The sequence below is a fragment of the Thermoleptolyngbya sp. C42_A2020_037 genome, from assembly GCF_015272455.1.
Lineage (GTDB): Bacteria > Cyanobacteriota > Cyanobacteriia > Elainellales > Elainellaceae > Thermoleptolyngbya.
This window is the reverse complement of sequence record NZ_JACYLP010000048.1, coordinates 281260-304766: the sequence shown is the minus strand read 5'-3', so window position 1 is coordinate 304766 and position 23507 is coordinate 281260. Positions and strand designations below refer to the sequence as shown.

Below are 23507 nucleotides of genomic sequence, written 5' to 3'. Positions count from 1 at the left end.
TTTATTTGCATCACTCAGGCTACATCACTCAGGCTGCATCACTCAGGGTGTATGACTCAAGTTGCATAGCTAAGTTTGGACGGCCAGTAGGTTTCTGTAGCTAAAAGCCCTGGCTCCCTACTTGGTTCCTTAAATTTGGTTCCTTAAATATTGACTGCTCCTGCCCCCACCCTAAGGAGACTCCTCATGGCTGAAATTGTTGAGTGCCCAAGCTGCGGCAAGAAGACTGTGGTACTGGCTGGCCCCAATCTCTATCAGTGCCTTTCTTGCGACTTTAAGCGTGACCTTTCAACCCCCAAAGATCCTTCGCCCAACAACGACTTTCCCTGGATTTGGATCACGCTCATTATTCTGATGCTAATGTCTTACTTCCAGCCCATCTTGCGAGATAACCGCCCGGTTCAACAAACACGCCGAGTCGCACCGTCTTCAATGCTTTATTTTTGAAGCACTTTTGGAAAGCAGGTGTTTGGGGCGTAGTCGATCGCGCTACCCGGTGGGCAACGTTTGCCGCAGGTATAGTTGCAGCGCTGCCCGCCACACCAGGTAACCCTGCGAATTGAGATGTAGCCCGTCGGTGCTAAGACCCATCTTGAGGTTGCCCTGGGCGTTGGCGAATAGTGGATACAGGTCAAGATAGTACGCCCCTTCGGACTGGGCGATCGCCGCGAGTTGTTGATTGAGCGCCCGAATGCGGCTGTTGGGTAAGGCTAAGAGGCGATCGCGCCCTTCCCAGGTCGCCTGCTCTGCGGCATGAGGCAAGATGGATTGCACCAACACTTGCGTTCCAGGGTGGGTGCGGCGCAGATAGCGCACGATCTCTCGATAGTGAGCCAAGATAGCTGCATCGTCTGCACCCCAGATTAAATCGTTGATGCCGATCATTACCACGATGGTTTGCGGTTGTACCGGATCGAGGAGATGGAGCCGTGCCCGAAGCCGATCGGTCGTGTCCCCCGAAATGCCCTGATTAATCCAGTTGCGCTCCGGCGGCAGCAGGTCGGGCGGAAACCACAGACTAATGGAATCGCCCAGCAGCACGGCCAGCCGCTCCGGTGGATTTTCGGCGGCGGCGATCGCCTCTTGCCGCAACAGGTCAACCCACTGCTGATAGTTCAGCAGGTGGCGCGTTCCGGTCTGGGTGGCGGGTGGGGGCACAGCTTGTGGGGTCTGGGACAACGCCTGAGACAGGGCGCTAGGCGCGAGGCGAGTGTGGTGATGCCGCAGCAGTGTTCCTGTGAGCAGGGTCAGCATTACTGCATTGGCGATCAGAGAAGCCCGCACAATTGGCGGCTGCGATCGCCACTTTATCCGCAGTTGCCGCAACCGAGCTTGCAGCCGGGCCCAGTAGGGCGCGAGGTAGATTGCAAACTGAAGAGAGCGATCGCGCATCGGTCTTGTCTCTCAGTACCTTTTCTCTCAGGATTTGGAATCGGATGCAAAAAGCGGCAAGTCTGATCAAGCATCAAGACTCACCGCTTATGATACTGAATCTCTTCTAGTTCTGAGGGAACCCAGAACAGAAAGTCAGCGATTAGTTTGGATTACCCGCAATGCCCGTGGAGGTGCTGCTGGTGGTATAGACCCCCGAAGGAGCGCCCGTTGCGTCTTTCACAAAGCCAGCGTAAGCTTCCATGCCATGCTCGCCAATGTCCAGACCCACCAGTTCCTCCTCGGCAGATACTCGGATACCCATCAGAGCCTTGAGCGCATACCAGAAGATGGTAGATAGTACGGTGATGATCAAACCACAGAGCAGCGTGCCGCCTAGCTGAATGCCGAACTGGGTCAGTCCGCCACCATAGAACAGGCCAGCTAGCGGGCCCTCGCCATCTCCATACAGCGTACCGTCTGGCCCCTTGGCAAACAGACCCACCGCCAGCGTTCCCCATAGACCGTTCACCAAGTGAACCGAGGTTGCGCCCACAGGGTCATCAATGCGGATGCGGTCGAAGAAGCCGACAGCCAGCACCACCAAGATGCCGCCGATCAAGCCAATGATTGCCGCAGCGCCCGCAGTGACCCAAGCGCAAGGGGCGGTAATCGCCACCAGACCCGCTAGAATGCCGTTGATCGTCATCGACAGGTCGGGCTTGCCCAGCAGAGACCAAGCGGTGATACTCGCCGCCACACCGCCGAAGGCAGCCGCGATGTTCGTGGTCAGCGCGATGTGGGCGATCGCCGAACCGTCCCCAACGCCCATGGTTGAACCCGGGTTAAAGCCAAACCAGCCCAGCCACAGGATCAAGCAGCCCAGCGTGGCAATGCTCATGTTATGGCCCGGTAATGCATTGGGCGTACCGTCTTCGTTGTACTTGCCGAGACGGGGGCCGAGAATGGCTGCACCCATCAGCGCAGCCCAACCACCCACGGCATGAACCACGGTTGAACCTGCAAAATCCCAGAAGCCGCCACTGCCCAGCAGACCGCCACCCCAGACCATGTGACCCGTAATCGGGTAAGCAATACCGACTAGCAGCAAGCTGAAGAGCATGAAGTCGATGAACTTGATGCGCTCGGCTACCGCCCCCGAAACAATCGTTGCGGCAGTTCCAGCGAACACCAGTTGGAAGAAGAACTTGGCGGCTAAAGGAACACCCGCCCAGCTAATAGCGCTGTAAACGCCTTCGTAGGCATCCCCTGTGGCAGGGCTATTGTCTGCACCAGACAAGAAGAAGGGCGCAGCCGTGCCAAAGAAGGGATTGCCATCGCTGAACATTAGACCCCATCCGATGAACCAGTAGGCGATTGTGGACAGAGCGAACACAATCAAGTTCTTAGAGAGGATATTAACAGCGTTCTTTTGACGACAAAAGCCAGTTTCCAACATGCCGAAGCCAGCGTTCATGAAGAACACCAGCACGCCCGCCAGAACCACCCAGAGGGTGTCCAGACCCACTTGCAGAGTAGAGGCTGTCTCAGCTAGAGACTCGACCGTAGGCGCATCCTGGGCAACGGCAGCCGTGCTGCCAACCAGCAGAATCAGCGCCACCAAAGGAATACAGGCTTGCCAAGTTGGAGCAAGAGAATTAACAGTCGCCCGTGGGCGTTCCAAAAGCATTTTGGCGATCGCAGACAGGCCGCGCCGATCGATCAACGGCTGCCGTCTGCTTCGCTTTTTGAGAACTAATCTAGACATTGGTGGACGTTCCTTGAACGTGGATAGACTAATGACACGGCTCAGAACTGACACCGCATCTCCAAATCGAAGAGGAGTACCCAGACCGGCTCCGCATTTAAGAGCTAAGTCAGTTTGGCAGATTATCTAGCAGAGTATATGATTGCCGCTGCCCCATACAGTCGAACCTGTGGCAAAGAGCGCCAGCAGGCAAAACCGAACAGGCAAAAACCTGTAGAAGGTTAGCGCAGGGCGTGAATCAATTAATACAGATTCCACCAATGAAGAGAAAGTAAATCTGTATCCTACATCACAAAATTCGATCTTCGACCCAAATCCTGTATAGGTGGGAGCAGGAGAAGCCCTCTTGAGGAAGCCTACAGCACTGGGCGACAGAGCAGAACTGGGCGTTTAAGAGACTCACACCACAGACTGCTGCAAGCCTTGTCCGGCCGCCAGACGATCCAGGATTTGCCGGAGGGCGATCGCCGTCCAGTCGATATCGGCTTCGGTCGTGTAGCGTCCCAATGTGAGCCGAATGCCGCCTGTAGCCTGGCGATCGCTCATACCCATTGCCTGCAATACCGGACTGGGCTGGAGCTTGCCGCTGTTGCAGGCAGAGCCAGCGCTGATGCCGATACCAGCCAGGTTCATCTGGCGCACCAGGGTTCGCCCGGTCAGGGTTTGCCCATCGGCGTGGCGCAGGCAAAAGCTGACGTGGTGGGGCAGTCGATGCAGGCGATCGCCCGTAGGGATAAGCTCCGGCACGTCGGCCAACTGGTCAAACAGGCGATCGCGCAGGGAAACCAGCCGGGGCGTTTCGCTGGACAGATCGCGGGCAGCCAGTTCTGCGGCCACGCCAAACCCGGCGATCGCCCCCACTGCCTGGGTTCCCGATCGCAGCCCTTGCTCTTGTCCGCCGCCGCCCAAAAGTGGAACCAGCGCCACGCCGGGCCGTACATACAAAGCCCCCACACCCTGGGGCCCGTAGAGCTTGTGGCTAGACAGCGAAAGCAAATCGACAGGCAACCGCTGCACGTCTAGCGGCAGCCGCCCCGCCACCTGCACTGCGTCGGTATGAAACACTGCGCCGTGATCGCGGGCGATTTGTCCTAGTACTTCGATCGGCTGGAGCGTCCCGATTTCACTCTGCCCGTAAATGATCGAAACCAGTACCGTGTTGGGTCGCAGGGCTGCCTGCAAGTCGGCCGGATCGACCCGCCCCTGGCGGTTGACCGGAAGCCAAGTCACCTGCCAGCCCTGGCGCTCTAGCTGGCGGGCTGGTTCGGCCACAGCCGAATGCTCGACGCTGGACACGATCAAATGCTGGGGCGCGGAATATTGACGTGCTATGCCGTAGAGGGCCAGGTTATCAGACTCGGTGCCGCCGGAGGTAAACACAATGCTGTCAGGTGGTGCATTGATCAGGGCAGCGACCTGAGCGCGGGCCAGTTCCAGGACTTCGGCAGCCCGTTGCCCCCACTGGTGCAGGCTGGAGGGGTTGCCCCACTGCTGGGTCAAGACTGCGTGCCAGCGAGCGATCGCCTCTGGGCGGGTGGGCGTGGTGGCGCTGTAGTCCAGATAGATCTGCATCAAGATTCCCCGCAAACTCCAATTCTCAGGATATCGCGCCCCGATGGCAGCGGCGGAACATCCCTGCTCTAGCTCGATGTTCTAGCTCGATCTCAACCCGTCCCGTCTCAACTCGTCCCGTCTCAACTCGTGCCGTCTCAACCCGTACTGATGGAGTAGCTTGTTTTTCCATGCAAATATAAAAAATGCCAACAACTCGACTGATTCCCCAAACTGCCCAGTAGGATAGAACCATTCTGTGGTTGCCCCACAGTTTCTCTACGGCTTCCCCCACCGCTTCTCTAAGTTGCATCTACCATGAGCGATTCGGCATCCGGGTCTGCTGCTGCGTCTTCTGCGCCTTCTCTTCCTGACAACATCACGGGCATTCGCATGGCGGATGTGCTGCTGCTACCCGACGAACAGCAGTCAGTCGTGCGCTGGCTGCTGCGCCATAATGTTGTTTCCCTGAGCGAAACGGCGGCCCACTTTCAGCAGACCGAAGCCGAAATGCAGGCGTTCTTGCTGCCGCTGCTAGAAAAGCGCATTGTCCGTCAGCTAGAGCAGGATGGGGCGATCGCCTACGAAGTAAAGCTGGCGCACAAGTCTAACCGCCGGATGCCCAAGGACATCTGGAAGATTCTGGACGTGTCCAGCGAAACGGCAAACGTCTTTGTGTCCTATTCCCGTCGCAACAAGCCCTTTGTGCAAACGCTGGTGCAGGCGCTCCAAAAGCGGGGGCGCGAGGTCTGGGTTGATTGGGACAGCATTCCATCAGGGGCGGACTGGTGGGAAGAGATCAAGCTGGGCATTGAGGTCGCCGACACGATGATCTTTGTCCTCAGCCCAGAGTCGGCGGCTTCGGAGGTGTGTGGCCGCGAGTTAGAACATGCCTTGCAACATCAGAAGCGGCTGCTGCCTGTGGTTTGCAAAGACGTTGACCCGGCGCTGGTGCATCCCGAACTGGGCAAAATCAACTGGATTTTTTTGCGAGATACAGACAACTTTGAGGTTGGGTTTCGCAGCCTGGTGGCGGCGCTGGATGCCGATTTGTCTTATGTGCGAACCCACACGCGGCTGCTGGTGCGGGCAACGGAGTGGAACGCACGCGGCAAGGACCGCAGCCTGCTGCTACGGGGCAGCGAAATTCAGGAGGCGCGGCGCTGGCTGGCAGAGAGCGATCGCAAGTCCCCCCAGGCGCTGCAAGTGCAGAAGGAATACATCTGGGCTTCGTACAACGAAGAGATGGATCATCAGCAGGAGGAACTGGCAGAGCAAAAGCAGATTCTCCGGCAGCAGCGGTTGCTGACCCAGACGATCGCAGCGGCAGGAGCAATGGCGATCGCCCTTGGGATCGTGTCCTTCAGCCTGTATCGCTCGGCGGAAAGTAGCCGCAGCCTTGCGGAACGGGAGCGACTGACGGCGCTGACGGAGGCTTCGGGGGCGCTGTATGGCTCGGGGCAAACCTTTGAGGCGCTGGTGAAGGCCGTAGAAGCAGGGTTTACGCTGAAAACCCTGAAGCGGAGAGAACAGGCGCAGAATTCAGACGTGCGATCGCGCGTGTTGTCTTCTTTGCAGCAGGCAATTTACTGGGTGCATGAGCGCAACCAACTGCGGGGGCACGCCGGAGCCGTGTGGCAGGTGGCCCTCAGTCCTGATGAACAACGGCTCGCCTCTGCCAGCGCCGACGGCACGGTGCGCCTGTGGCAGATGGATGGAACACCTGTGCAAACGCTGGCAGGCGACACCTCCCAGGCACTCAGCGTTGTCGTGCTGCCTCACGAACGAATCGTCAGCGCCCATGACGACGGTAGCCTCTGGTTTCGCAAGCCCAACGGCACGGGGATTCGCCAGTTTGCCCACGGTCAGGCGGTCAATGCGCTGAGTGCCGCGCCCAATGGAGGGGCGATCGCCGCCGCCAGCGAAGACGGCACGGTGAGCCTGTGGGACGAAACGGGCCGGCGCTTGGGCACGCTGCCCAGCCAGAACGCGCCCGTCCGCGCTGTTGCCCATAGCCCCGATGGAACAATCCTGGCAACGGGCAGCGCTGGCGGGATGATCCGCCTCTGGCAGCCGGATGGAACCCGCTGGAAGACCCTTCCTAGCAGCGATTTGGCAGTGACCAGTCTAGCCTTTAGTCCCAACGGGCAAATCCTGGCTGCCAGCGGGCTGGATGGGCAGGTACGGCTGTGGCGGCTGGACGGCACGCCCATCCACACCTTCCAGGGGCATTCTTCGCCGATTTACAGCCTGGTGTTTAGCCCGACAGACGACTTGCTGGCCACTGCAAGCGCCGACAAGACGATTAAGCTCTGGCGACTGGACGGTACGCTGCTGTCTACGCTGGGCGGCCACACCTCCCAGGTTCACAGCCTCCGCTTTAGCCGAGACGGCAAGACGCTGATTTCTGGGAGTGGCGATCGCACGCTGCGGCTGTGGCGCGTGAGTCACACGCTGCTGAGCCAACTGTATGACCACACGGATCGGGTGTATGATGTGGACTTTTCCCCCGACGGCGACCTGATTGCCTCCGCCAGCGGCGATCGCACGGTGCGCCTGTGGAACCGAAACGGCCAGTTGCAGAAGACCCTGACGGGACATACAGAACCCGTGCGCGGCGTGGCCTTCAGCGCCGATAATCAAACCCTGGCTTCAGCCAGCGCCGATCGCACGGTAAAGCTCTGGAACCGAAACGGCGACCTGTTGCAAACCCTGACCGGTCACACCGCCGCCGTGAACGAAGTCGCCTTTTCACCCAGCCGCGACCAGATCGCCTCCGCCAGCGAGGATGGCGTGGTGCGCCTCTGGCAGCGCGACGGCCGCCTCGTGAACACGCTCCAGGGGCATCGCGGCGGTGTTCTCAGCGTGAACTATAGCCGCGACGGGCAAATGCTCGCTACAGGCGGCACTGATAAGGTTGTCATTCTGTGGACGGCAGGGGGTCGCAAACTCCGCACGCTGCGCGGCCACAGCGGCAAGGTGTATCACGCCAGCTTTAGCCCCGACGGACGGGCGATCGCCACCGCCAGCTACGACAACACGGTCAAGCTCTGGAAGCCGGACGGTGTGCTGCTGACAACCCTGGAAGGTCATAGCGATGGCGTATTGCACGTCAGCTTTAGCCCCGATGGGCAAACCCTGACAACCGCTAGCTACGACGGCACAATCAAACTCTGGACGCTGGACGGCAAGCTGATTAGCACGCTGCGCGGCCACCGCGACGGGGTCAACGCTGCCGTCTATAGCCCCGACGGGCAGACCCTCGCCACCGCCAGCAACGACCACACGGTTTTGCTGTGGACGCTGACCCAGATGAATGACCTGGAACATCTGCTGAACCTGGGGTGTGGACTGCTGCAAGACTATCGTCACAGTCTGCCCGCGATAGAGCAAGGCCGATTGGCAGAGTGTGAATCAAGGGAATGAGGAGATAGAGCGATGAACGATAGGAGGCGATAATTTGGAAAGCCGCCTCTTCCTAGACGCCTGACTCCCAAAACCCTGACTATGCCCGTTTATACCCTGACTGAATTGCAGCAGGCGATCGCCCAAAATCCTGACCAGTGGCGACCGCTGGTGTTTACCAATGGCTGTTTTGACCTGATCCACGCGGGGCATGTGCGCTACTTGCAGACGGCGGCAAATCAGGGGCGATCGCTCGTCGTCGGGCTGAACAGTGACGCTTCGGTGCAGCGCATCAAGCCCGCCAAACCCGGACAGCCGCCGCGTCCCATCGTGCCCGCAGCCCAGCGAGCCGAAGTGTTGGCCGCGCTAAAACCCGTGGATGGCGTGGTGGTGTTTGAGGAACCCACGGCGATCGCCCTGATATCGGTCCTCCAGCCCGATATCTACGTCAAAGGCGGCGATTACACCGTTGAAACCCTGCCCGAAGCCCCCACCGTCCAAGCCTACGGCGGGCGAATCGAGCTAATTCAGGTAGAAGTGCCCAGTTCCACCACAGCGATCATTCAGCGCATTCTGGCAGGCGCAGTCGGCAAAGAGTAGAGGAGGAGATTAAAGGTTAAAATGAGAAGTCGCGTAAAACTCGCGCTTTTGCTCGGTGCTGCTGCAAATCATGGATAACGTGCAAGCCAATCTGTCGCAATCTCCGCTGGATATCACCGCTTTGTCCGAGCCTGGCGCGTCTGACTTCATGACCGATTTCCTTGCCCGCCTCCAGTCTGAAAACGAGAAGACCCAGTTGCAGCTAATTCAAGACATTGCCGCCCAGGGCGAATCCGGGCTGATGGTATTGATGCGGGTGCTGCAAGACCGCCAGGGCAGCAAACCAGGGCCCCTGGAAGGCAAGGCCGTGCAGATTTTGTCCGCTGCTGAATCCCCCAAAGCGCAGGAGTTTTTGCAGACCCAGTTTCCCCAGGGGCTAGTGCCTGGGCGATCGCAGCGCGGGATAGATTACCAACCGCTACAAACGCTGCTGGTTCAGCAAGACTTTCAGGCAGCCGATCGCCTCACCCTAGAAAAACTGTGTGAACTGGCGGGCCCGACCGCTGTGCAGCGCCGCTGGATTTATTTCACCGAGGTCGATGACTTTCCCATTGAGGACTTGCAGACCATCAACACGCTCTGGCTAGTCTACTCCGAAGGTAAGTTTGGCTTTTCGGTGCAGCGCGATCTGTGGCTTAGCGTGGGCAAAAACTGGGATCGGCTCTGGCCGCTGATCGGCTGGAAGTCGGGGAATAACTGGACACGCTATCCGGGCGGCTTTACCTGGAGTTTGACGGCTCCTCGCGGTCATCTGCCCCTGTCAAACCAACTGCGAGGCGTTCGCACAATGGCTTCACTAATGGCGCACCCGGCCTGGACAGCGCAGTAGAGGTGAAGCTGGTTTTGGAGTTTGGAGGGGTGATTTTGGATGGGCGATTTTGGGCCGCACGAAGCGCTGACGGTCTAGTGCTGAAGCTGGACGAGTAGCGACTCGTCTGGCTGGATGATTCGGCCGGTGGTGGTCAATTCGCCTGAGTGACTTCCGCCGGAGTCTGCATCCTGCCAGAGGAGCCAGCGGCTTTGGGGCGGCAGGCTGTTGCAGCGCTGGAGAGACGGTGTGAGCCAGATGCAGGGAGATTGCGTGGGCGGGTGATTGGGGGCCAGTTCACCGGGCTGCACGGCGGCGAGGGCTTCTAGCACAAGGCGATCGCCCCGCAGACTCCCCGTTCCAGCCGTCCACAGGCTGACGGTCATGCTCTGGCGCAGCGCATAGGCATAGAGCGAGGCAGCCGCGATGACGGCCTGTTCAAAAGCGTCGGGCTGCCAGAGGGCGGCGCTGTCCAGCACGATTACGACTTCCTGCCCACCTGTGAAGCGCTCCAGTTCTCGTAGCCGCAATTCGCCGTAGCGGGCGCTGGTGCGCCAGTGAATCAGCCGAGTCGGGTCGCCCCAGCGATAGGGGCGCAGCGTCCGCGTCACGCCTTCGGTCGCCATCTGGGCACGGCGCTGGCTTTCGGTGGCGTGGCTGAGGTCTTGCCCCATTTCGTCGATCAGGCGGCACTGGCTAAGGGGCAGCACGGTCGGGTAGACCACGGCCGAGGCATTGACTGAGTGCGATCGCCGTCCCCAAAACAAGCCCAGCGGTGTGGCAGTCCGCAAATCCACCCCATCCCAGCGATACACGCCCCGTCGATCTGCGGTACGGCTATAGACCCAGCGATAGGTCTGGCCGGGCGCTAGCGACTCGATGACGGTCGTCTCTGCTGGGCCCAGTGCTGGCGGCGGGCGATCGCACACCTGCAACAGCGTTTTTGCCTGTCGTCCAGTGTTTTCAACGGCCAGTTCTAAGTGCAAAGCATCGCCCGCGCTGACGGGTTCAATCGGCATTCGGCGAACCGCCAGCGCCCGCAGCGATCGCCCCGGCAGCAGCGCCCCCAGCACCAGCAGCGCCCCCATCAGCCCGCTGGTGGCATAGAGCCAGCCCGCCATCGTGTTCGTCGCTGCGCCAAAGAAAAATAGCGCCAGGCCAAGGGCGACCCAGCCGCCATAGGACGGCGCGACCCAGCGCGTCTCTAGTCGGTTTACCAGGGTTGCCCCCAGCCGCCGAATCCCAAACCGTTTAATCCCTAGCCTCATAGTTCTTATAGGCCCACTTCTCGGTCAAAGCGCAGCATCTCCAGACTGCGATCGCCATACACGCCCTCGATTTGCTGGCGGCAACAGTCGATCGCAAAATCATTTAGCTCCTCTGGCTCAATGCCGAATAAATCCTGGAACACGGCTGACTCTACCCGGCAAAAGCGGGGGCGCTTCTCGTAAATGGTGCATTCCCGCGAGTCTGGCTCGAAGTGAATGCACCAGCCGTCGGGGCCGACTAGGCTCAGGTACTCCGCTAGTTCCGGCGGCGACAGGTATTCTTCCAGATCAGGACGCTCTGCCGGATCAAGGTGGCAGCAAGCCCCACACTGTTTCACGCAACGCCAGGTCGCCATAGCCTCTTAACTCCCAAGTGCGATCGCCCCTTCCAAAGTGCCCAGAAATGCCCAGATATGCGCCGCATGGCTCTATCAGCGCAGACAGCCCCATCGACGGAAAACCCAGACCAAAAACTCAGGGGAAAGTTTTGTAACGTTTTTTAATTATTCTGATGCAGCTTCGCGGGGCGATCGCCACACGGCTCTGCCAAACCAATTCAGGTTGAGCAACTTCTGAAAATCCTGCAAGAAAAACGTTTGGCGGAACCTGCTCAATCCCCTCACCCCGCGCCAAAACTCCCCATTACCAGACCGTCCCAGACAACCACCGGATTTTTGTTAACTTTCTGAGAATCGGGTTCCCCACACAGGTAAAATGGGCGAAGACATTTGACTTAACTAAACCTAACCTAAATTTCGCGGCACGTGAGGGCGCAATGGATCTGATTAGCAATCTGGTTGGCAATGTTAACTGGGAAGCCATTATTCAGTTGACTCTGGTAGGCATGATCATGATTGCCGGGCCAGTGGTGATTTTTCTGCTGGCTTTTCGTGGCGGCGACCTGTAAGTTTTCCGTGGTTTGAAGTGGTTGACGAGCGTTTACGTTGACGAGATACACCGAGAGCTTACACCCCGGCCGGGTTCAATTGCTATCATGAGAGACTGTAGGCGATCGCTGCTTTCGGGTGCATTGCCTCAGTTTTCATAGTTTTTGCCTTATATGTTTTTGTCCAGTTAAAGCCTCTAAAGCCCCACTAGTTTTTGTTTCGATTCGATTAGGGTGTACGGGTCGTTTCGGAGACGGATCGTTTCGGAAACATCCGGGTGGCGCTGAGTTATCGTGTTTTCTCTGCTTTTTCACCCCGACCGTTCCTTTCTTTAAGGCTATATTTGGCAGTTTTACTTTTTCCAGTATTTATTAATTTCCCTGGAAATCTGAGCGGCTGTTGTCAAATTGGAATGATAAGATTGCGGTGACTATTTCCCGAGGAACTGTTGTGATCCGCTCGGCAGCTTTGTCTCTTCAGCCTCCTCTGCCTCAAATTGCCGACAATAGCCGCCTCAGGCTGTTTTCGGGTTCTGCCAATGTCCCCCTCTCCCAAGAGGTGGCCCGCTATCTTGGCATGGACTTGGGGCCGATGGTTCGTAAGCGGTTCGCAGATGGTGAGCTATACGTTCAAATTCAAGAGTCCATTCGCGGGTGCGACGTTTACCTAATGCAGCCCACCTGCTGCCCAGTGAACGACCACCTGATGGAACTGTTGATTATGATTGACGCCTGCCATCGGGCGTCCGCCCGCCAGATTACGGCGGTGATTCCCTACTACGGCTACGCTCGCGCAGACCGGAAAACTGCCGGCCGCGAATCGATTACAGCCAAGCTCGTGGCCAACCTGATTACGCAGGCAGGCGCAGATCGAGTCTTGGCGATGGATTTGCACTCGGCCCAGATTCAAGGCTATTTCGACATTCCGTTCGATCATGTCTACGGTTCGCCCGTCCTGATTGACTACATCGCCAACAAGCAACTGTCAGACATAGTGGTGGTGTCGCCCGACGTGGGCGGTGTAGCTCGCGCCCGCGCCTTTGCCAAAAAGCTAGATGACGCACCGCTGGCTATCATCGACAAGCGCCGCCAGGCCCACAACGTGGCCGAGGTGATGAACGTGATTGGCGACGTGGCTGGCAAGACCGCTGTGCTAGTGGACGACATGATCGACACCGCTGGCACGATTTGCGAAGGGGCGAAGATTTTGCGGGAACAGGGCGCACGCCAGGTCTACGCTTGCGCGACCCATGCCGTCTTCTCGCCGCCTGCGACTGAGCGCCTCTCCAGTGGTTTGTTTGAAGAGGTGATCGTCACCAACAGCATCCCTGTGCCTGAAGATCACTGCTTTAAGCAACTCACGGTGCTGTCTGTGGCGAACATCATCGGCGAAACGATTTGGCGTATTCATGAAGACAGCTCAGTGAGCAGCATGTTCCGCTAGATCTGTTGCAAGGCTCTATCGCAGGCATCTATTCTGAGCTTGTTCTAAATTTTTCCAGAGATGGCGATGTGAGGTTTTGCTCGATCGCCATTTTTTTTGGCTCTCTGGGTTACCCGGCTGTCGCGTTGGCGCTGAGCGTTTGGGCTTGTTGGGCAAATCTGTTGCGCCAAGTTGCTAGGAAACTCGTAGAATTTCACCAGTCCGCTGAATGTGAAACGCTGAGCGCAGTCGCTAGAGAATTCTATTCAGACCTAATATCTCACCTATATTTCAATATCTCAAGCGTGATCCCATGACCGAGCCAGCCGATACTCTGTTTCTCAAAATTATTCGTCGCGAAATTCCTGCGGATATTGTGTACGAGGATGATTTGGCGATCGCCTTCAAGGACATCAACCCCCAGGCTCCTGTCCATATTCTCGTTGTGCCCAAAAAGCCAATTCCCTGCCTGGCCGACGCAATTCCCGAAGATCATCGCATTCTGGGGCATTTGCTGATGACGGTGAAGCGGGTGGCAGATCAAGTGGGACTAGAAAACGGCTATCGCGTTGTGATCAACACTAAGGCCGACGGTGGGCAGACGGTCGATCACCTGCATCTGCATCTGCTAGGCGGTCGCGCTTTGGCCTGGCCGCCGGGTTGAGGGGTGTTGTCCTAGTTTGCGGCTGCTTTGAAGGGCGATCGCACAGCTGGGTCTAAAGAAACCCCGTAACTCCCTTGCCGATTTGAGGATAAGCCTTAGAATCTAGAAAAATCGTTTCGCCTTAAGATAAGCCCTAATGAATACCGACAAACTCAGCTTTCTGGACGAAAATCAATCGGTTGCTTCCGTCGTTACCAAGCTGCACGAGTATTTCAAAAACTCCTACTCTCGCTGTAAGGTGAAGCGCAGCCAGTGCCTAAGCCAGCTCGATGCGGCAAGTGGGGAGAAGGAGCAGGCGATTTTGCAAGACCTGGAAAAAATTGACCAGGAAATGGCGCTGTTCGGCGTGCTGAATGATGCGCTCTCGATTGCGGATCGCGTGGTGCATTCCAAAGCAATGTCAAGTGCGCTGGGGCTAGACAGCGAAATCTACCAAATTCACCACGAAACAGAGGCAGAGCAGCGGGCAGAGTGGGCTTTGGCAGAATATCGCCTCTCGCAGCAGCGGCAGACGCAGCAGTGAGCGATCGCCCAATCTACTTCCTGCTCCAGCACACACCCAATGGGACTAACGCTTTACTTCCTGCGGCATGGGGAAACGCCCTATAGCCAGACAGGCCGCTACTGCGGCGAGATCGATGCTGAGCTAACGCCCGAAGGCCATCAAATGGCAGCGGCCTTTGCGGCAGCTTATTCTAGCGTGTCTTGGGATGCGGTCTACGTCAGCCCGATGAAGCGCACGATTGCAACCGCTGCGCCGCTGTGTCAGGCGGTGGGGCTAGAGATGCAGCTCCGCGACGGGCTAAAGGAAATTCGCTATGGCAAATGGGAAGACCAGTCACCAGAATTCGTCAAGGAACACTATCTCGAAGATTACATCCGCTGGATGACGGAACCCGCCTGGAACCCGCCAACCGGTGGCGAAACGGCGGTGGAAATTGCCAGTCGCGCCTCGCTGGTGGTGGCCGAAATCGAGGAGAAATACCCGACGGGTACGGTGCTGCTGGTGTCGCACAAGGCGACGATTCGGATTTTGCTCTGCACACTGCTGGGCATCGATCTGGGGCGCTACCGCGATCGCCTCAATGCCTACGCTGGGTCGGTCAGCATTGTGAAGTTTGGCGACCACGGGCCGATGCTGGAGGTGTTGGGCGATCGCACCTATATGGGCGATCTGCGGCATCGCACCGGGACTTAGCAGCGGTCAAGCCTCTGAACCAGACAGCGAGACGGCGGCGGCGATCTGCTGCATGTGGCGAATGGGGTCATAGTCGCGATCGCTCACCAGCACGAATCGGGCCAGGCCGCCCCGTGCTAGAATTTCTGCTCCTTCTGGATCGTCGGACATCTGCACCAGCAGGCTGCGGAGGCGGGTGCGGAGCGCAGCAGGAACTGTAGTAGACACCAGCCAAGGCGGACTAGGGCTGGGGCCAAGCGTGTCAATCACGCGAATCTGGCGTTGCAAAGATGCATCTTCGCGCAGCGCGTGTTCTAGCACCGTGCTGTCGATCGCCGACGCATCTACTTCGCCGCTCAGGATCTGCTGGAGCGAGATCTGGTGTGCGCCCGACTCGACCACACTACCAAAAAAGCCTCGGCTCTCTTCTAGCATGGCCAGGTGGTAGCGCGTCAGGACATAGCCAGAGTGCGATCGCGGTTCGTTGTAGGCCCAGCGTGCGCCGCGCAGATCTGTAAACTGTTGAAACGGGCGATCGCGCCGCACCACTACGTCTGAAAAATAAATCGGGCGATTTTGGTAGCGATCGCCCTGCATCACAGGCGCGGCCAGCAGTTCAATCTGCGGATTTGGCTGATCGGCCTTTTGCACATAGGGCACCCCACAAATCCAGCAGACCTGAATCTCGCCCCGGTCAAAGCGCTCCTCGCGCTGCTGCCAGGGAATCTGATCAATAAACTCAGTCGGAAGCCTAAGTCTGCGCTCTGCATAGGCCGCAATTTCTGCCATTACAGGCAGCGTGTTGTCTGCCATACAAGAGGTGAATCTTAAGGGGGCTAAGGGGCTGGTTCCAGATTCATCTGATGGATAATCCATACGTCTAGCAGAACAAGCTCAAAGGGCGATCGCCATCTCTCACGCCTAAAAGGACTGAGAAAAGACCAATCTACCAGACTTGTTACAACAGCTAACATTCTGCTATGCCAGTCCTCTAGCCGCCCCTGCATCTACCAGACAGCCGCTACAGCCACAGCGCCCATAGGCCAGCAGCAGCCGTTGACTCAGCGCCCCCTTCGCCGCTGCGCCCCTTGGCCGCGTCGCCTGTCTCGCAAACTGGGCTGCCTGCGTGCTGAGGGGGTTCACGCTGGCATTGCCATAGAACACCGTATGGCCCAAATCATTCAGCACTGCGATATCCAAAACCGTTGCCCGCTTACGCTGGCCACGCTGGGCAAACGGGGTCATCAAGGGTTCCCCCACGCCGCCAAAGGTATAGTCATTGCGAATATGCTCAGAACTGTCCAACGGTAGCGCATTACCGCCGTTCTGCGCTCTGGTATTCGACCCACCAAAGCCGCTGCTGGTCATCAGCCGACTGAAGGCGCGACTGGTGCCAAACCCCAGGACATGGGCAATTTCATGCAGCGCGGTCGAGAAAAAATCCTGCTGATTTTTAGGAATATCGCTGGTGCTGTCGAGCGTGCGGTCAAAATACCAGTCCGTGGTGAGGTTAAACGCCATCGAGCCAATCCACGGCTGGAACGTATTGCCCTCGTACCGACTCTCGCCCACGAAGTAGCCCGATGGGCCAGACAGCGCTAGGGTTGTGCCGCCCAGTTGCCGCGCCCCGACAAAGATGGTCAAATCATCAATCGGGCGATCGGTCACAAAGGTTCGCACGGTTCCCCCCGTGGCCGGATTTCGGACGTTTGGCGTGCGTTTCCCCGTCGGCACGTCAGGAAACTCACTCCGGATAATCGTAGACCAGACCTCTGCTGCTGCCTCTAGTACGGCTCGCCGCAGCGGGGTAAACCAACCCCTCGTGTCAAAGCGATAGTCGATTTCAATTTTGAAGTCGCTAGTCTTTAGCGGCGCAGCCGACAGCGTAAGCTTGTAATTTGTCCGCTGGTTTGCCCGATTGGGCACAACGCGGATAAAGTAGGTGCCTGCTGCCAGAGTGTCGCGAATTACCTCCGGGCGCTTCCCCTTTCGAGCCGACTGGAGCAGGGCTGTGCCCTGGTCATCCAGCAGGGCCACATCTGCATTTGCCGTTAGCTCCGACAGATTCAGCAAAAACTGGCTGGCTCGCAGCACTCGAAATCGGTAGAAATCCAAATCCTTGCCGCCTACGAAATCCCGAAAGGACTTGGGCGTTTCTGATAGGCGAATACGCCGCGCGGCGTTTAAGGTATTTCCAGCGCGATCGGGAGGAGTCATAGCGTGTTTACCCAGTTGGCGGGCTTGCTAGTTTGCCACTTCAGACATCTCAAAAATCCGACCGTCCCAGTCTTTTACCAAAAAGTTCAGCGGCTTGTCGCTACGAATTTTGTACTGTGCGCCCCGGCTTTGAATTCGCAACAGCATTTGCTCCAGACAGTCGTGATCAAAGCAGACATGGCGCTGGCGGTTCTTTTCGCCCAGGCTTGCACCCGTAATCACATGAAGTTGGGTCTTTTTGCGGAGTTGGTACCACAGTCCGTCGGGATTGCTGAGCGAGGGGCTGGTGGAATAGCCTGTGGTGCCCGATAGATAGAGCGGGTCTAACCCAGCCCCGCCAATGGTCTGCTCGTAGTTGTAGTAATAATGCAGCGGCACATCGGCGGCGGGCAAATCCAGCACCTCTTCATAAAACCGCCGCGCTAGCTCTAGATCCGACACCATGATGGTGTAGACCTTGGGGGCGCTGGAAAGGAACATCCACATGGCTCCGGCGTAGGCAACCAGCAGCATCACCATCACGCCCTGAGTAGACAACAGCCCATCAATTGGGATCGCCAGGAAGAGGGAGAACAACTGGGTAAATAGAAGCTTGGTGAACAGGGGGTCTGCTAGTGAAGCGGTCATTAGAGGGAGAGCCATGAGCATCTGCACAGTAGAGCGAGCGCTAGAAGAACGAAGAAGGAAGAACGAAAAGGAAAACCAGAGCCATGAGCATCTGCACAGTAGAGCGAGCGCTAGAGGCGCTGGGTGGGCGCGATTACTGACTCCAGTGTATCAAGAACGTCTGGGTCATCAAGGCCGACGTTGCAGCTTGAGAGGGGAGGGGGGAGGCGGGGCGATCGCCCTTCCTGCTTCATTGGGCGCATCCCAGTCCTGCAAGTTTGCCCTCATCCCCCAGCCTCTTCTCCCAAAGCGGGAGAAGGGGAGCCAGATTGGAAGTCCCTCTCCCAAAGTGGGAGAGGGATATTAGGGTGAGGGTTACAAAAGTGGGATACACCCGTTTCATTTCCCGAATTTTCCCAATTGGCACGATGAATAAGCGTGGAATAAACGTGCTGGAAGCCCTGCGAAGGCTTGACGGGCAATCCAAAAACCGCAAATCCAAAATCGAGAATTGACGCTTGATTGACGCTTAATTAACACTTGGATGTTTCCGAGATGTTTCCGACATTGGCACAAAACATTGGCACAAAGATGTTTCCGACATTGGCACAAACATGGACACAAACATGGACACAAAGCAATCTGACCCTGAGCCACATCGTTGCCCTATTTTCCGCAATGGTCGTTCTGGCAGCTATTCCCAGCGTCAGTGTCCTCACAGTCTCCTCGCGGGCGGCCAGCCTTGGGTTTCTGCATGGCGTGTTGACGGCGGCGGGCATCGTGGTGGGTGATCTCCTGTTTATTGCGATCGCCCTGTGGGGACTCTCATTTCTATCCAGCGCCCTGGGCAGCCTGGTGTTTCTGATCAAATATCTGGGCGGAGCCTATCTAATCTGGCTGGGCGTTCGGCTCTTTCGGGCTAGGGAGCAGCCTGTGGAAACGCAGGCCCTCTCCTACTCGTCGAGGGTCTCCAGTTTTCTAACCGGGCTGCTGATTACCCTGGCTGATCAGAAGGCGACGCTGTTTTACCTCGGCTTTTTCCCTGCGTTTCTGGATATGTCTCAGGTGTCCTATGTCGATGCAGGCGTGATTATGCTGGTGGCGATCGCCGCAGTTGGGGGCGTGAAGGTCATCTACGCGCTGCTGGCAGACCAAACCCGGTTCCTCCTGGGCGCGGGGCTAAGCACTCGGCTGAATGCGATCGCAGGCGGTGTGATGATAGCAGTTGGGCTATTGCTGATTCTCACTGCGGCATGAGGCAACCGTCACGTTGCGGCCAGCGCCTTTTGCAGCAGCGCCTCCAGTTGCGCCACGCTGGCTCGGGGCGACGGGCGGGGCAGTGGAATCAGGTCGGGCGGGGAATCGGGGCGATCGCGCTGCCAGATCAGCACCGGAATCTCATACTGATAGGCCTGAAACCAGTCGTCGCGAGTGGTGATGTCACGAATTTCCAGATCGACGGAAACGCTTTGCACCTGCGTCAGCTTTTCTTGAAGTCCCTCGCACAAGTGGCATCCGGGCTTGCTGTAGAGAATGAGCTTCATCGTAGACCCCTGACTTTTCTCAATCCCCATTTCCCCATCGGCTTATGCGCCTTTTATCGTAAAATATACTCATTGAGATTTTCCCAAACTGGCCACCTTAACCCTTAAACACGCATTATGACTCAATCCGTAGACACTCCGGCGCAGACGCAGCCGTTCGACCTAGACGCGCTCAATCAGCAGTTTGACACCGCCCATCCCAAAGACATCCTCGCCTGGAGCGTAGAAAATATCCCCACCGGCCTTGTGCAAACCAGCGCTTTTAACGTCGATGACCTGGTGCTAACGGATATTCTCTACAAGCAAATCAAGCCTGCTCAGCCCGTTCCTGTGCTGTTTTTGGACACGCTTCACCACTTTCCTCAAACGCTAGAACTGGTCGCCAAAGCAAAAGATTTGTACGCCCTCAACCTCCAGGTCTACAAAATTCAGGACGTAGACACCCGCGAAGCCTTTGCCGCAAAGTACGGCGAGGCGCTGTGGGATAGCGACATCCTCAAGTTCCACGACCTGACCAAAATCGAGCCGCTTCAGCGCGGACTGAGCGAACTCAACACTGTCGCCTGGATCACCGGCCGCCGCCGCGACCAGGCCACCACCCGCGCCGATATGCCCGTGTTTGAGCTAGACAAGCAGGGCCGCCTCAAGATTAATCCTCTAGCCTCCTGGACGCGCAAAGATAGCTGGGCCTACGTCGCAGAACACGGCATGATCTACAACCCGCTGCACGACCAGGGCTATCCCAGCATTGGCGACGAGCCGATCACCACGCCCGTCGGCGAAGGCGAAGACGAGCGGGCCGGACGCTGGCGCGGTACTGGCAAGACCGAGTGCGGCATTCACATTTAGGATTTTGCATTTCGGCTCACGTTCAGGTTCAACAAACTTTTCCCATTCGCTATGGTGTAGAGGCGTACAGTCGTGCGCCTCTTTCTTTTATTCCTGTCGAGTCTCTCCGCCGATGACGCTGATTACCGTTCGCCCTGAAGGACTTTATTGCGAGGCGGGCGACTTTTTTATCGACCCGTGGCGACCTGTAAATACTGCACTGATTACCCACGCCCATTCTGACCATGCGCGATCGGGGTCGGCTCGCTACATTGCAACCGAGATTTCAGCAGGTGTGTTGAAAAAGCGGCTGGGCGAGAGCATTCGGCTTCAGGGCGTGACCTACGGCGAAAAACTGAAGCTGGGAGAAACCTGGGTCTCGTTTCACTCGGCGGGGCATGTGCTGGGTTCGGCGCAGATCCGGGTGGAACACCAGGGCGAAGTGTGGGTCGTGTCGGGCGACTATAAGCGCGATGCAGACCCAACCTGTGCGCCGTTTGAGGTAGTGGAGTGCGATCGCTTTATTACCGAAGCAACTTTTGGTTTGCCGATTTACAACTGGCAGAGCGGAACGGAGGTGTGCAGGCAAATTTACGACTGGTGGCAAAGCGACTTGGAACGTCCCTCGCTGCTGTTTTGCTATGCCTTTGGCAAGGCGCAGCGAATTCTCAGTGAACTCAGGCATTTCTGCGATCGCCCTATTTATGTACATGGCGCAATTCACGCACTAACCGAAATTTATCGCAGCCTGGGAATCCCAATGGTGCAAACGATTCCCACCTCCGAGATGCCGCGCAGCTACAAGTTTCAGGGCGACCTGGTGCTATCGCCGCCGTCGGGGCATCGCTCAAGCTGGATGAAGCGATTTCAGCATCCGCAGACCGCCTTTGCGTCTGGCTGGATGGCGGTGCGTGGCGCACGACGCAGACGCGGCTATGAACGGGGATTTGTGCTGTCAGACCATGCCGACTGGAACGGGTTGGTGAACACTGTTCTGCAAACTAAGGCGAAAACAGTGTATGTCACTCATGGACAAACGGATGTGTTGTCAAGATTCTTGAAAGAAGCTCATACCATTGATGCGATGCCGCTGAAGACCCTGTTTGAAGGAGAGGGTGATATTTGAATAGAGCCATATAATGAATCGGTGATTCTGCTTTACAGTTTGCGGGCATAGAGCGTGTAACGCCGAATGGGATAGGCATAACGGCTGCTCAGATTGCGAGAATTATTGTCATCGTGCATGAGGGCGTGAATCGCACGACGATAGCCCAGATGATGGGCGATCGCCTGCACGTTTGCCACCAGCACATTACCCAAGCCCGCATAATTGCGACCCGGCAGCACCGCCACCGTTTTGATAATCACCGTGTCCACCGTTTCGCCGCGCTGCGCCTGGAGCAAATCGGGCACGGCAAACAAAAAACCGACTAGGTTTTTACCCTGTTCTGCCAGCAGCACCAGTTCAGGCTGCACATAGGGACGTACCTGGCGATATTGCGTCAGAAATTCTGCCTGGGAAATTGGGCTATAGAGGAAGTTTTGCCGAAACGCTACCAGCGACAGCGCGTGAATTCGCTCTAGCTCGGTGTCGAACTGGTCGAGTGCCAGCGGGCGAATCTTCACGCCTGCTGTGTCCAACCGCTGTTCCACAGCCGCCAGTCGCGGATCGACCTGGGTCAAGTCCGTTGCCAGCGCTGAGGAATAGTGTGCGATCGCCCCAAAGCCTGCCGCCTCAAACTGTTCGCACCAGTTATCGGGATTATCCGGCTCCAGAAAAAACAGCGGCTCCGTTCCGCGATCGCTCAGCAGCCGATAGCGCCGCCAGGTGTTGCCGTCGATGGGGGCGATCGCCAGCGTGCAGCCACGAGCCAGCAGTTCCCCTGCGGCATGGTTGAGCAATCCTGCCGCAGCCGACCCATCTGCCACGTTGTAATGCCCAATCAAGCCCAGTCGTTCACCCGGATAAGCGGGCACCGAGCGCCACCAGAGAGAGCAATACCCGACAACGGCTTCAGATCGCTGCAACACCCAGTGGGCATCGGGCTGGTGCAGTTCCAATCGCCGCGCTTCTAAGAGCGGAAAACCGTCCTGCTTGAGCAGGGAAGCCAAGTCAGCAGAATTGTTAATCTGGATGTAACGTTCTGTAAGCATGGTGTGAGGGCGTGCAAGACCGATCGGCAGCGAATCTGGGGCTGTCTCTGTCATAGCTTTAATATCGCAACTTGAGAAATGCTGGAACCAATTATTTACCTGACGCTGTTTGGGCTGGCGGGATGGGCGATCGCCCAACTGGTGCGCTGGTTGGCAACGGGGAAGCGGCCCCGCTCGTTTCATGGGAAACCCGCAGGGGGTGTCAAGCCTGTTCTAGAAAGGCGACTGGTGCGCCTGCTGAATGGCGATCGCGCAGCAGCCCACCGCCTGGTGGAATCCGTACAGCAGCGCTACCCCGATCGCCCGACGGCCTGGTGCTGGGAGAAAGCGATCTTTGACCTGGAGCGCGATCGCTTCCGCTAGTCCCTGACCCCTAGCGGCATAAAATACTTTCATGCAGATTCTCCTAGTAGACGACGAAATCGAACTCACCGAGCCGCTGACCCACGTCCTCAAGCGTGAAGGCTACGCGGTCGATGTGGCGCACGACGGGGCAGAGGGGGGAACCTTGGCGACTCAGGGCAGCTACGACCTGCTGATTTTGGACTGGATGCTGCCACACCAGAGCGGACTAGAAATCTGCCAGTCGCTCCGCGCCAAGGGCGACACTACGCCCGTCCTATTTCTCACGGCCAAAGACACGATCGATGACCGGGTCGCTGGGCTGGATGCAGGCGCAGACGACTATCTGGTGAAGCCGTTTGAGCTACGAGAGTTGCTGGCGCGGGTGCGGGCGCTGCTGCGGCGGCCCCCTAGCCTGGAACCCAGCGTGCCAGTCCGATCTGCCGCTCGCCTCGCCGTTGGGGATCTGGAGCTAGATTTGGACAATCAGGTGGCCTACCGTCGGGGACGCACCATCGAGCTATCGGAAAAAGAAAGCCAACTGCTGGACTACCTCATGCGGCATCCTAATCAACTGCTGACCCATGCCCAAATCCATGAGCAGGTGTGGGGCGATGCCGAGAAAATCAGCAGCAATGTACTAGCGGCGCAAATTCGCCTGCTCCGCCGCAAGATCGAGGGCAAGGGCGAAAGCACGCTGATTCATACAGTGTATGGGAAGGGGTATCGGTTTGGAGAGTAAGCGGTGCTGGAACAGGAGAAGGGCGATCGCCCACGATCTTGGCTGACTTTGGCTTCCTGTGCTTTCAACTCCTTAGACAAAATCCACTCATTTTGCCGCTTTGAATAACTCAACATTTCGCGGAATAACTCAACATTTTGCGGTTCAACGGTG

General features: G+C 57.5%; 23 protein-coding genes. 13 read left to right on the top strand and 10 right to left on the bottom strand.

Going from position 1 to position 23507, the window contains the following annotated elements:
• Positions 1 to 489 precede the first annotated feature (489 nt).
• From IGS16_RS17620 to IGS16_RS17610, 3 genes are all read right to left on the bottom strand, one after another.
• Entirely contained in the window at positions 490 to 1392 is a 903-nt protein-coding gene (locus IGS16_RS17620; protein WP_297087626.1) for an SGNH/GDSL hydrolase family protein, read from the bottom strand.
• Positions 1393 to 1534: 142 nt separating this feature from the next.
• A complete protein-coding gene (locus IGS16_RS17615) occupies positions 1535 to 3139 on the bottom strand; it encodes an ammonium transporter (RefSeq protein WP_367185812.1) in 1605 nt (534 codons plus the stop codon).
• A gap of 399 nt (positions 3140 to 3538) precedes the next feature.
• On the bottom strand, positions 3539 to 4711 hold the full coding sequence (locus IGS16_RS17610; RefSeq protein WP_297087624.1) for a cysteine desulfurase family protein: 1173 nt from the start codon (positions 4709 to 4711) through the stop codon (positions 3539 to 3541).
• A gap of 297 nt (positions 4712 to 5008) precedes the next feature.
• On the opposite strand from IGS16_RS17610, the gene IGS16_RS17605 reads away from it, so the two are divergent.
• From IGS16_RS17605 to IGS16_RS17595, 3 genes are all read left to right on the top strand, one after another.
• Entirely contained in the window at positions 5009 to 8116 is a 3108-nt protein-coding gene (locus IGS16_RS17605) for a toll/interleukin-1 receptor domain-containing protein (RefSeq protein WP_297087622.1), read from the top strand.
• 81 nt (positions 8117 to 8197) lie between these two features.
• Positions 8198 to 8695 carry a D-glycero-beta-D-manno-heptose 1-phosphate adenylyltransferase gene (gene rfaE2, locus IGS16_RS17600; RefSeq protein WP_297087620.1) on the top strand — a complete coding sequence of 166 codons (498 nt, stop codon included), beginning with the start codon at positions 8198 to 8200 and terminating at the stop codon, positions 8693 to 8695.
• A 148-nt stretch (positions 8696 to 8843) separates the two neighbouring features.
• Positions 8844 to 9524, top strand: a complete 681-nt coding sequence (locus IGS16_RS17595; RefSeq protein WP_367185820.1) for a GUN4 N-terminal ARM-like repeat domain-containing protein — start codon at positions 8844 to 8846, stop codon at positions 9522 to 9524.
• Positions 9525 to 9598: 74 nt separating this feature from the next.
• Here IGS16_RS17595 and IGS16_RS17590 read toward each other — a convergent pair whose 3' ends face one another.
• A complete protein-coding gene (locus tag IGS16_RS17590; protein ID WP_297087616.1) occupies positions 9599 to 10771 on the bottom strand; it encodes a DUF58 domain-containing protein in 1173 nt (390 codons plus the stop codon).
• A gap of 5 nt (positions 10772 to 10776) precedes the next feature.
• Positions 10777 to 11127, bottom strand: coding sequence for a YkgJ family cysteine cluster protein (locus IGS16_RS17585; RefSeq protein ID WP_297087614.1), 351 nt, complete (start codon positions 11125 to 11127; stop codon positions 10777 to 10779).
• A gap of 419 nt (positions 11128 to 11546) precedes the next feature.
• Between IGS16_RS17585 and IGS16_RS17580 the strand changes: the two genes are divergently transcribed.
• The 5 genes from IGS16_RS17580 (at position 11547) to IGS16_RS17560 (ending at position 14942) form a co-directional block, all read left to right on the top strand.
• A complete protein-coding gene (locus tag IGS16_RS17580) occupies positions 11547 to 11678 on the top strand; it encodes a photosystem II reaction center protein Ycf12 (RefSeq protein ID WP_297087612.1) in 132 nt (43 codons plus the stop codon).
• 406 nt (positions 11679 to 12084) lie between these two features.
• Positions 12085 to 13101, top strand: coding sequence for a ribose-phosphate pyrophosphokinase (locus IGS16_RS17575; protein WP_367185811.1), 1017 nt, complete (start codon positions 12085 to 12087; stop codon positions 13099 to 13101).
• Positions 13102 to 13393: 292 nt separating this feature from the next.
• Positions 13394 to 13744: a histidine triad nucleotide-binding protein gene (locus IGS16_RS17570; protein WP_297087610.1), complete on the top strand. Its 351-nt coding sequence runs from the start codon at positions 13394 to 13396 to the stop codon at positions 13742 to 13744.
• 136 nt (positions 13745 to 13880) lie between these two features.
• Positions 13881 to 14267: a hypothetical protein gene (locus IGS16_RS17565; protein WP_297087609.1), complete on the top strand. Its 387-nt coding sequence runs from the start codon at positions 13881 to 13883 to the stop codon at positions 14265 to 14267.
• Positions 14268 to 14306: 39 nt separating this feature from the next.
• Positions 14307 to 14942 carry a histidine phosphatase family protein gene (locus IGS16_RS17560; protein ID WP_297087607.1) on the top strand — a complete coding sequence of 212 codons (636 nt, stop codon included), beginning with the start codon at positions 14307 to 14309 and terminating at the stop codon, positions 14940 to 14942.
• A 6-nt stretch (positions 14943 to 14948) separates the two neighbouring features.
• Here the strand turns inward: IGS16_RS17560 and IGS16_RS17555 are convergent, their stop codons facing one another.
• The 3 genes from IGS16_RS17555 to IGS16_RS17545 all read right to left on the bottom strand — a co-directional run bounded on the left by IGS16_RS17555 (position 14949) and on the right by IGS16_RS17545 (position 17780).
• Positions 14949 to 15734 carry a PhnD/SsuA/transferrin family substrate-binding protein gene (locus tag IGS16_RS17555; RefSeq protein ID WP_297087605.1) on the bottom strand — a complete coding sequence of 262 codons (786 nt, stop codon included), beginning with the start codon at positions 15732 to 15734 and terminating at the stop codon, positions 14949 to 14951.
• Positions 15735 to 15899: 165 nt separating this feature from the next.
• The gene (locus IGS16_RS17550; RefSeq protein WP_297087603.1) at positions 15900 to 17138 is read right to left on the bottom strand and encodes a hypothetical protein; all 1239 of its coding nucleotides are present in this window, start codon (positions 17136 to 17138) and stop codon (positions 15900 to 15902) included.
• A 27-nt stretch (positions 17139 to 17165) separates the two neighbouring features.
• Positions 17166 to 17780, bottom strand: a complete 615-nt coding sequence (locus IGS16_RS17545; RefSeq protein WP_225894693.1) for a glyoxalase-like domain protein — start codon at positions 17778 to 17780, stop codon at positions 17166 to 17168.
• A gap of 642 nt (positions 17781 to 18422) precedes the next feature.
• On the opposite strand from IGS16_RS17545, the gene IGS16_RS17540 reads away from it, so the two are divergent.
• Complete coding sequence (locus IGS16_RS17540; RefSeq protein ID WP_297087601.1) at positions 18423 to 19001, top strand: LysE family translocator; 579 nt, start codon at positions 18423 to 18425, stop codon at positions 18999 to 19001.
• A gap of 8 nt (positions 19002 to 19009) precedes the next feature.
• Here IGS16_RS17540 and IGS16_RS17535 read toward each other — a convergent pair whose 3' ends face one another.
• The gene (locus IGS16_RS17535) at positions 19010 to 19288 is read right to left on the bottom strand and encodes a glutaredoxin family protein (protein ID WP_297087599.1); all 279 of its coding nucleotides are present in this window, start codon (positions 19286 to 19288) and stop codon (positions 19010 to 19012) included.
• A gap of 117 nt (positions 19289 to 19405) precedes the next feature.
• Between IGS16_RS17535 and cysH the strand changes: the two genes are divergently transcribed.
• A complete protein-coding gene (cysH, locus tag IGS16_RS17530; RefSeq protein WP_297087597.1) occupies positions 19406 to 20137 on the top strand; it encodes a phosphoadenosine phosphosulfate reductase in 732 nt (243 codons plus the stop codon).
• Between the two features lie 112 nt (positions 20138 to 20249).
• A complete protein-coding gene (locus IGS16_RS17525; RefSeq protein ID WP_297087594.1) occupies positions 20250 to 21242 on the top strand; it encodes a ligase-associated DNA damage response exonuclease in 993 nt (330 codons plus the stop codon).
• A 32-nt stretch (positions 21243 to 21274) separates the two neighbouring features.
• On the opposite strand, the gene IGS16_RS17520 is transcribed toward IGS16_RS17525, so the two are convergent.
• Complete coding sequence (locus IGS16_RS17520; protein WP_297087592.1) at positions 21275 to 22270, bottom strand: hypothetical protein; 996 nt, start codon at positions 22268 to 22270, stop codon at positions 21275 to 21277.
• A gap of 78 nt (positions 22271 to 22348) precedes the next feature.
• On the opposite strand from IGS16_RS17520, the gene IGS16_RS17515 reads away from it, so the two are divergent.
• A complete protein-coding gene (locus IGS16_RS17515) occupies positions 22349 to 22633 on the top strand; it encodes a hypothetical protein (protein WP_297087590.1) in 285 nt (94 codons plus the stop codon).
• A 31-nt stretch (positions 22634 to 22664) separates the two neighbouring features.
• Positions 22665 to 23354 (top strand): two-component system response regulator RppA, encoded by a 690-nt coding sequence (rppA, locus tag IGS16_RS17510; RefSeq protein WP_172353310.1) that lies wholly within the window; start codon positions 22665 to 22667, stop codon positions 23352 to 23354.
• Positions 23355 to 23507: the final 153 nt, after the last annotated feature.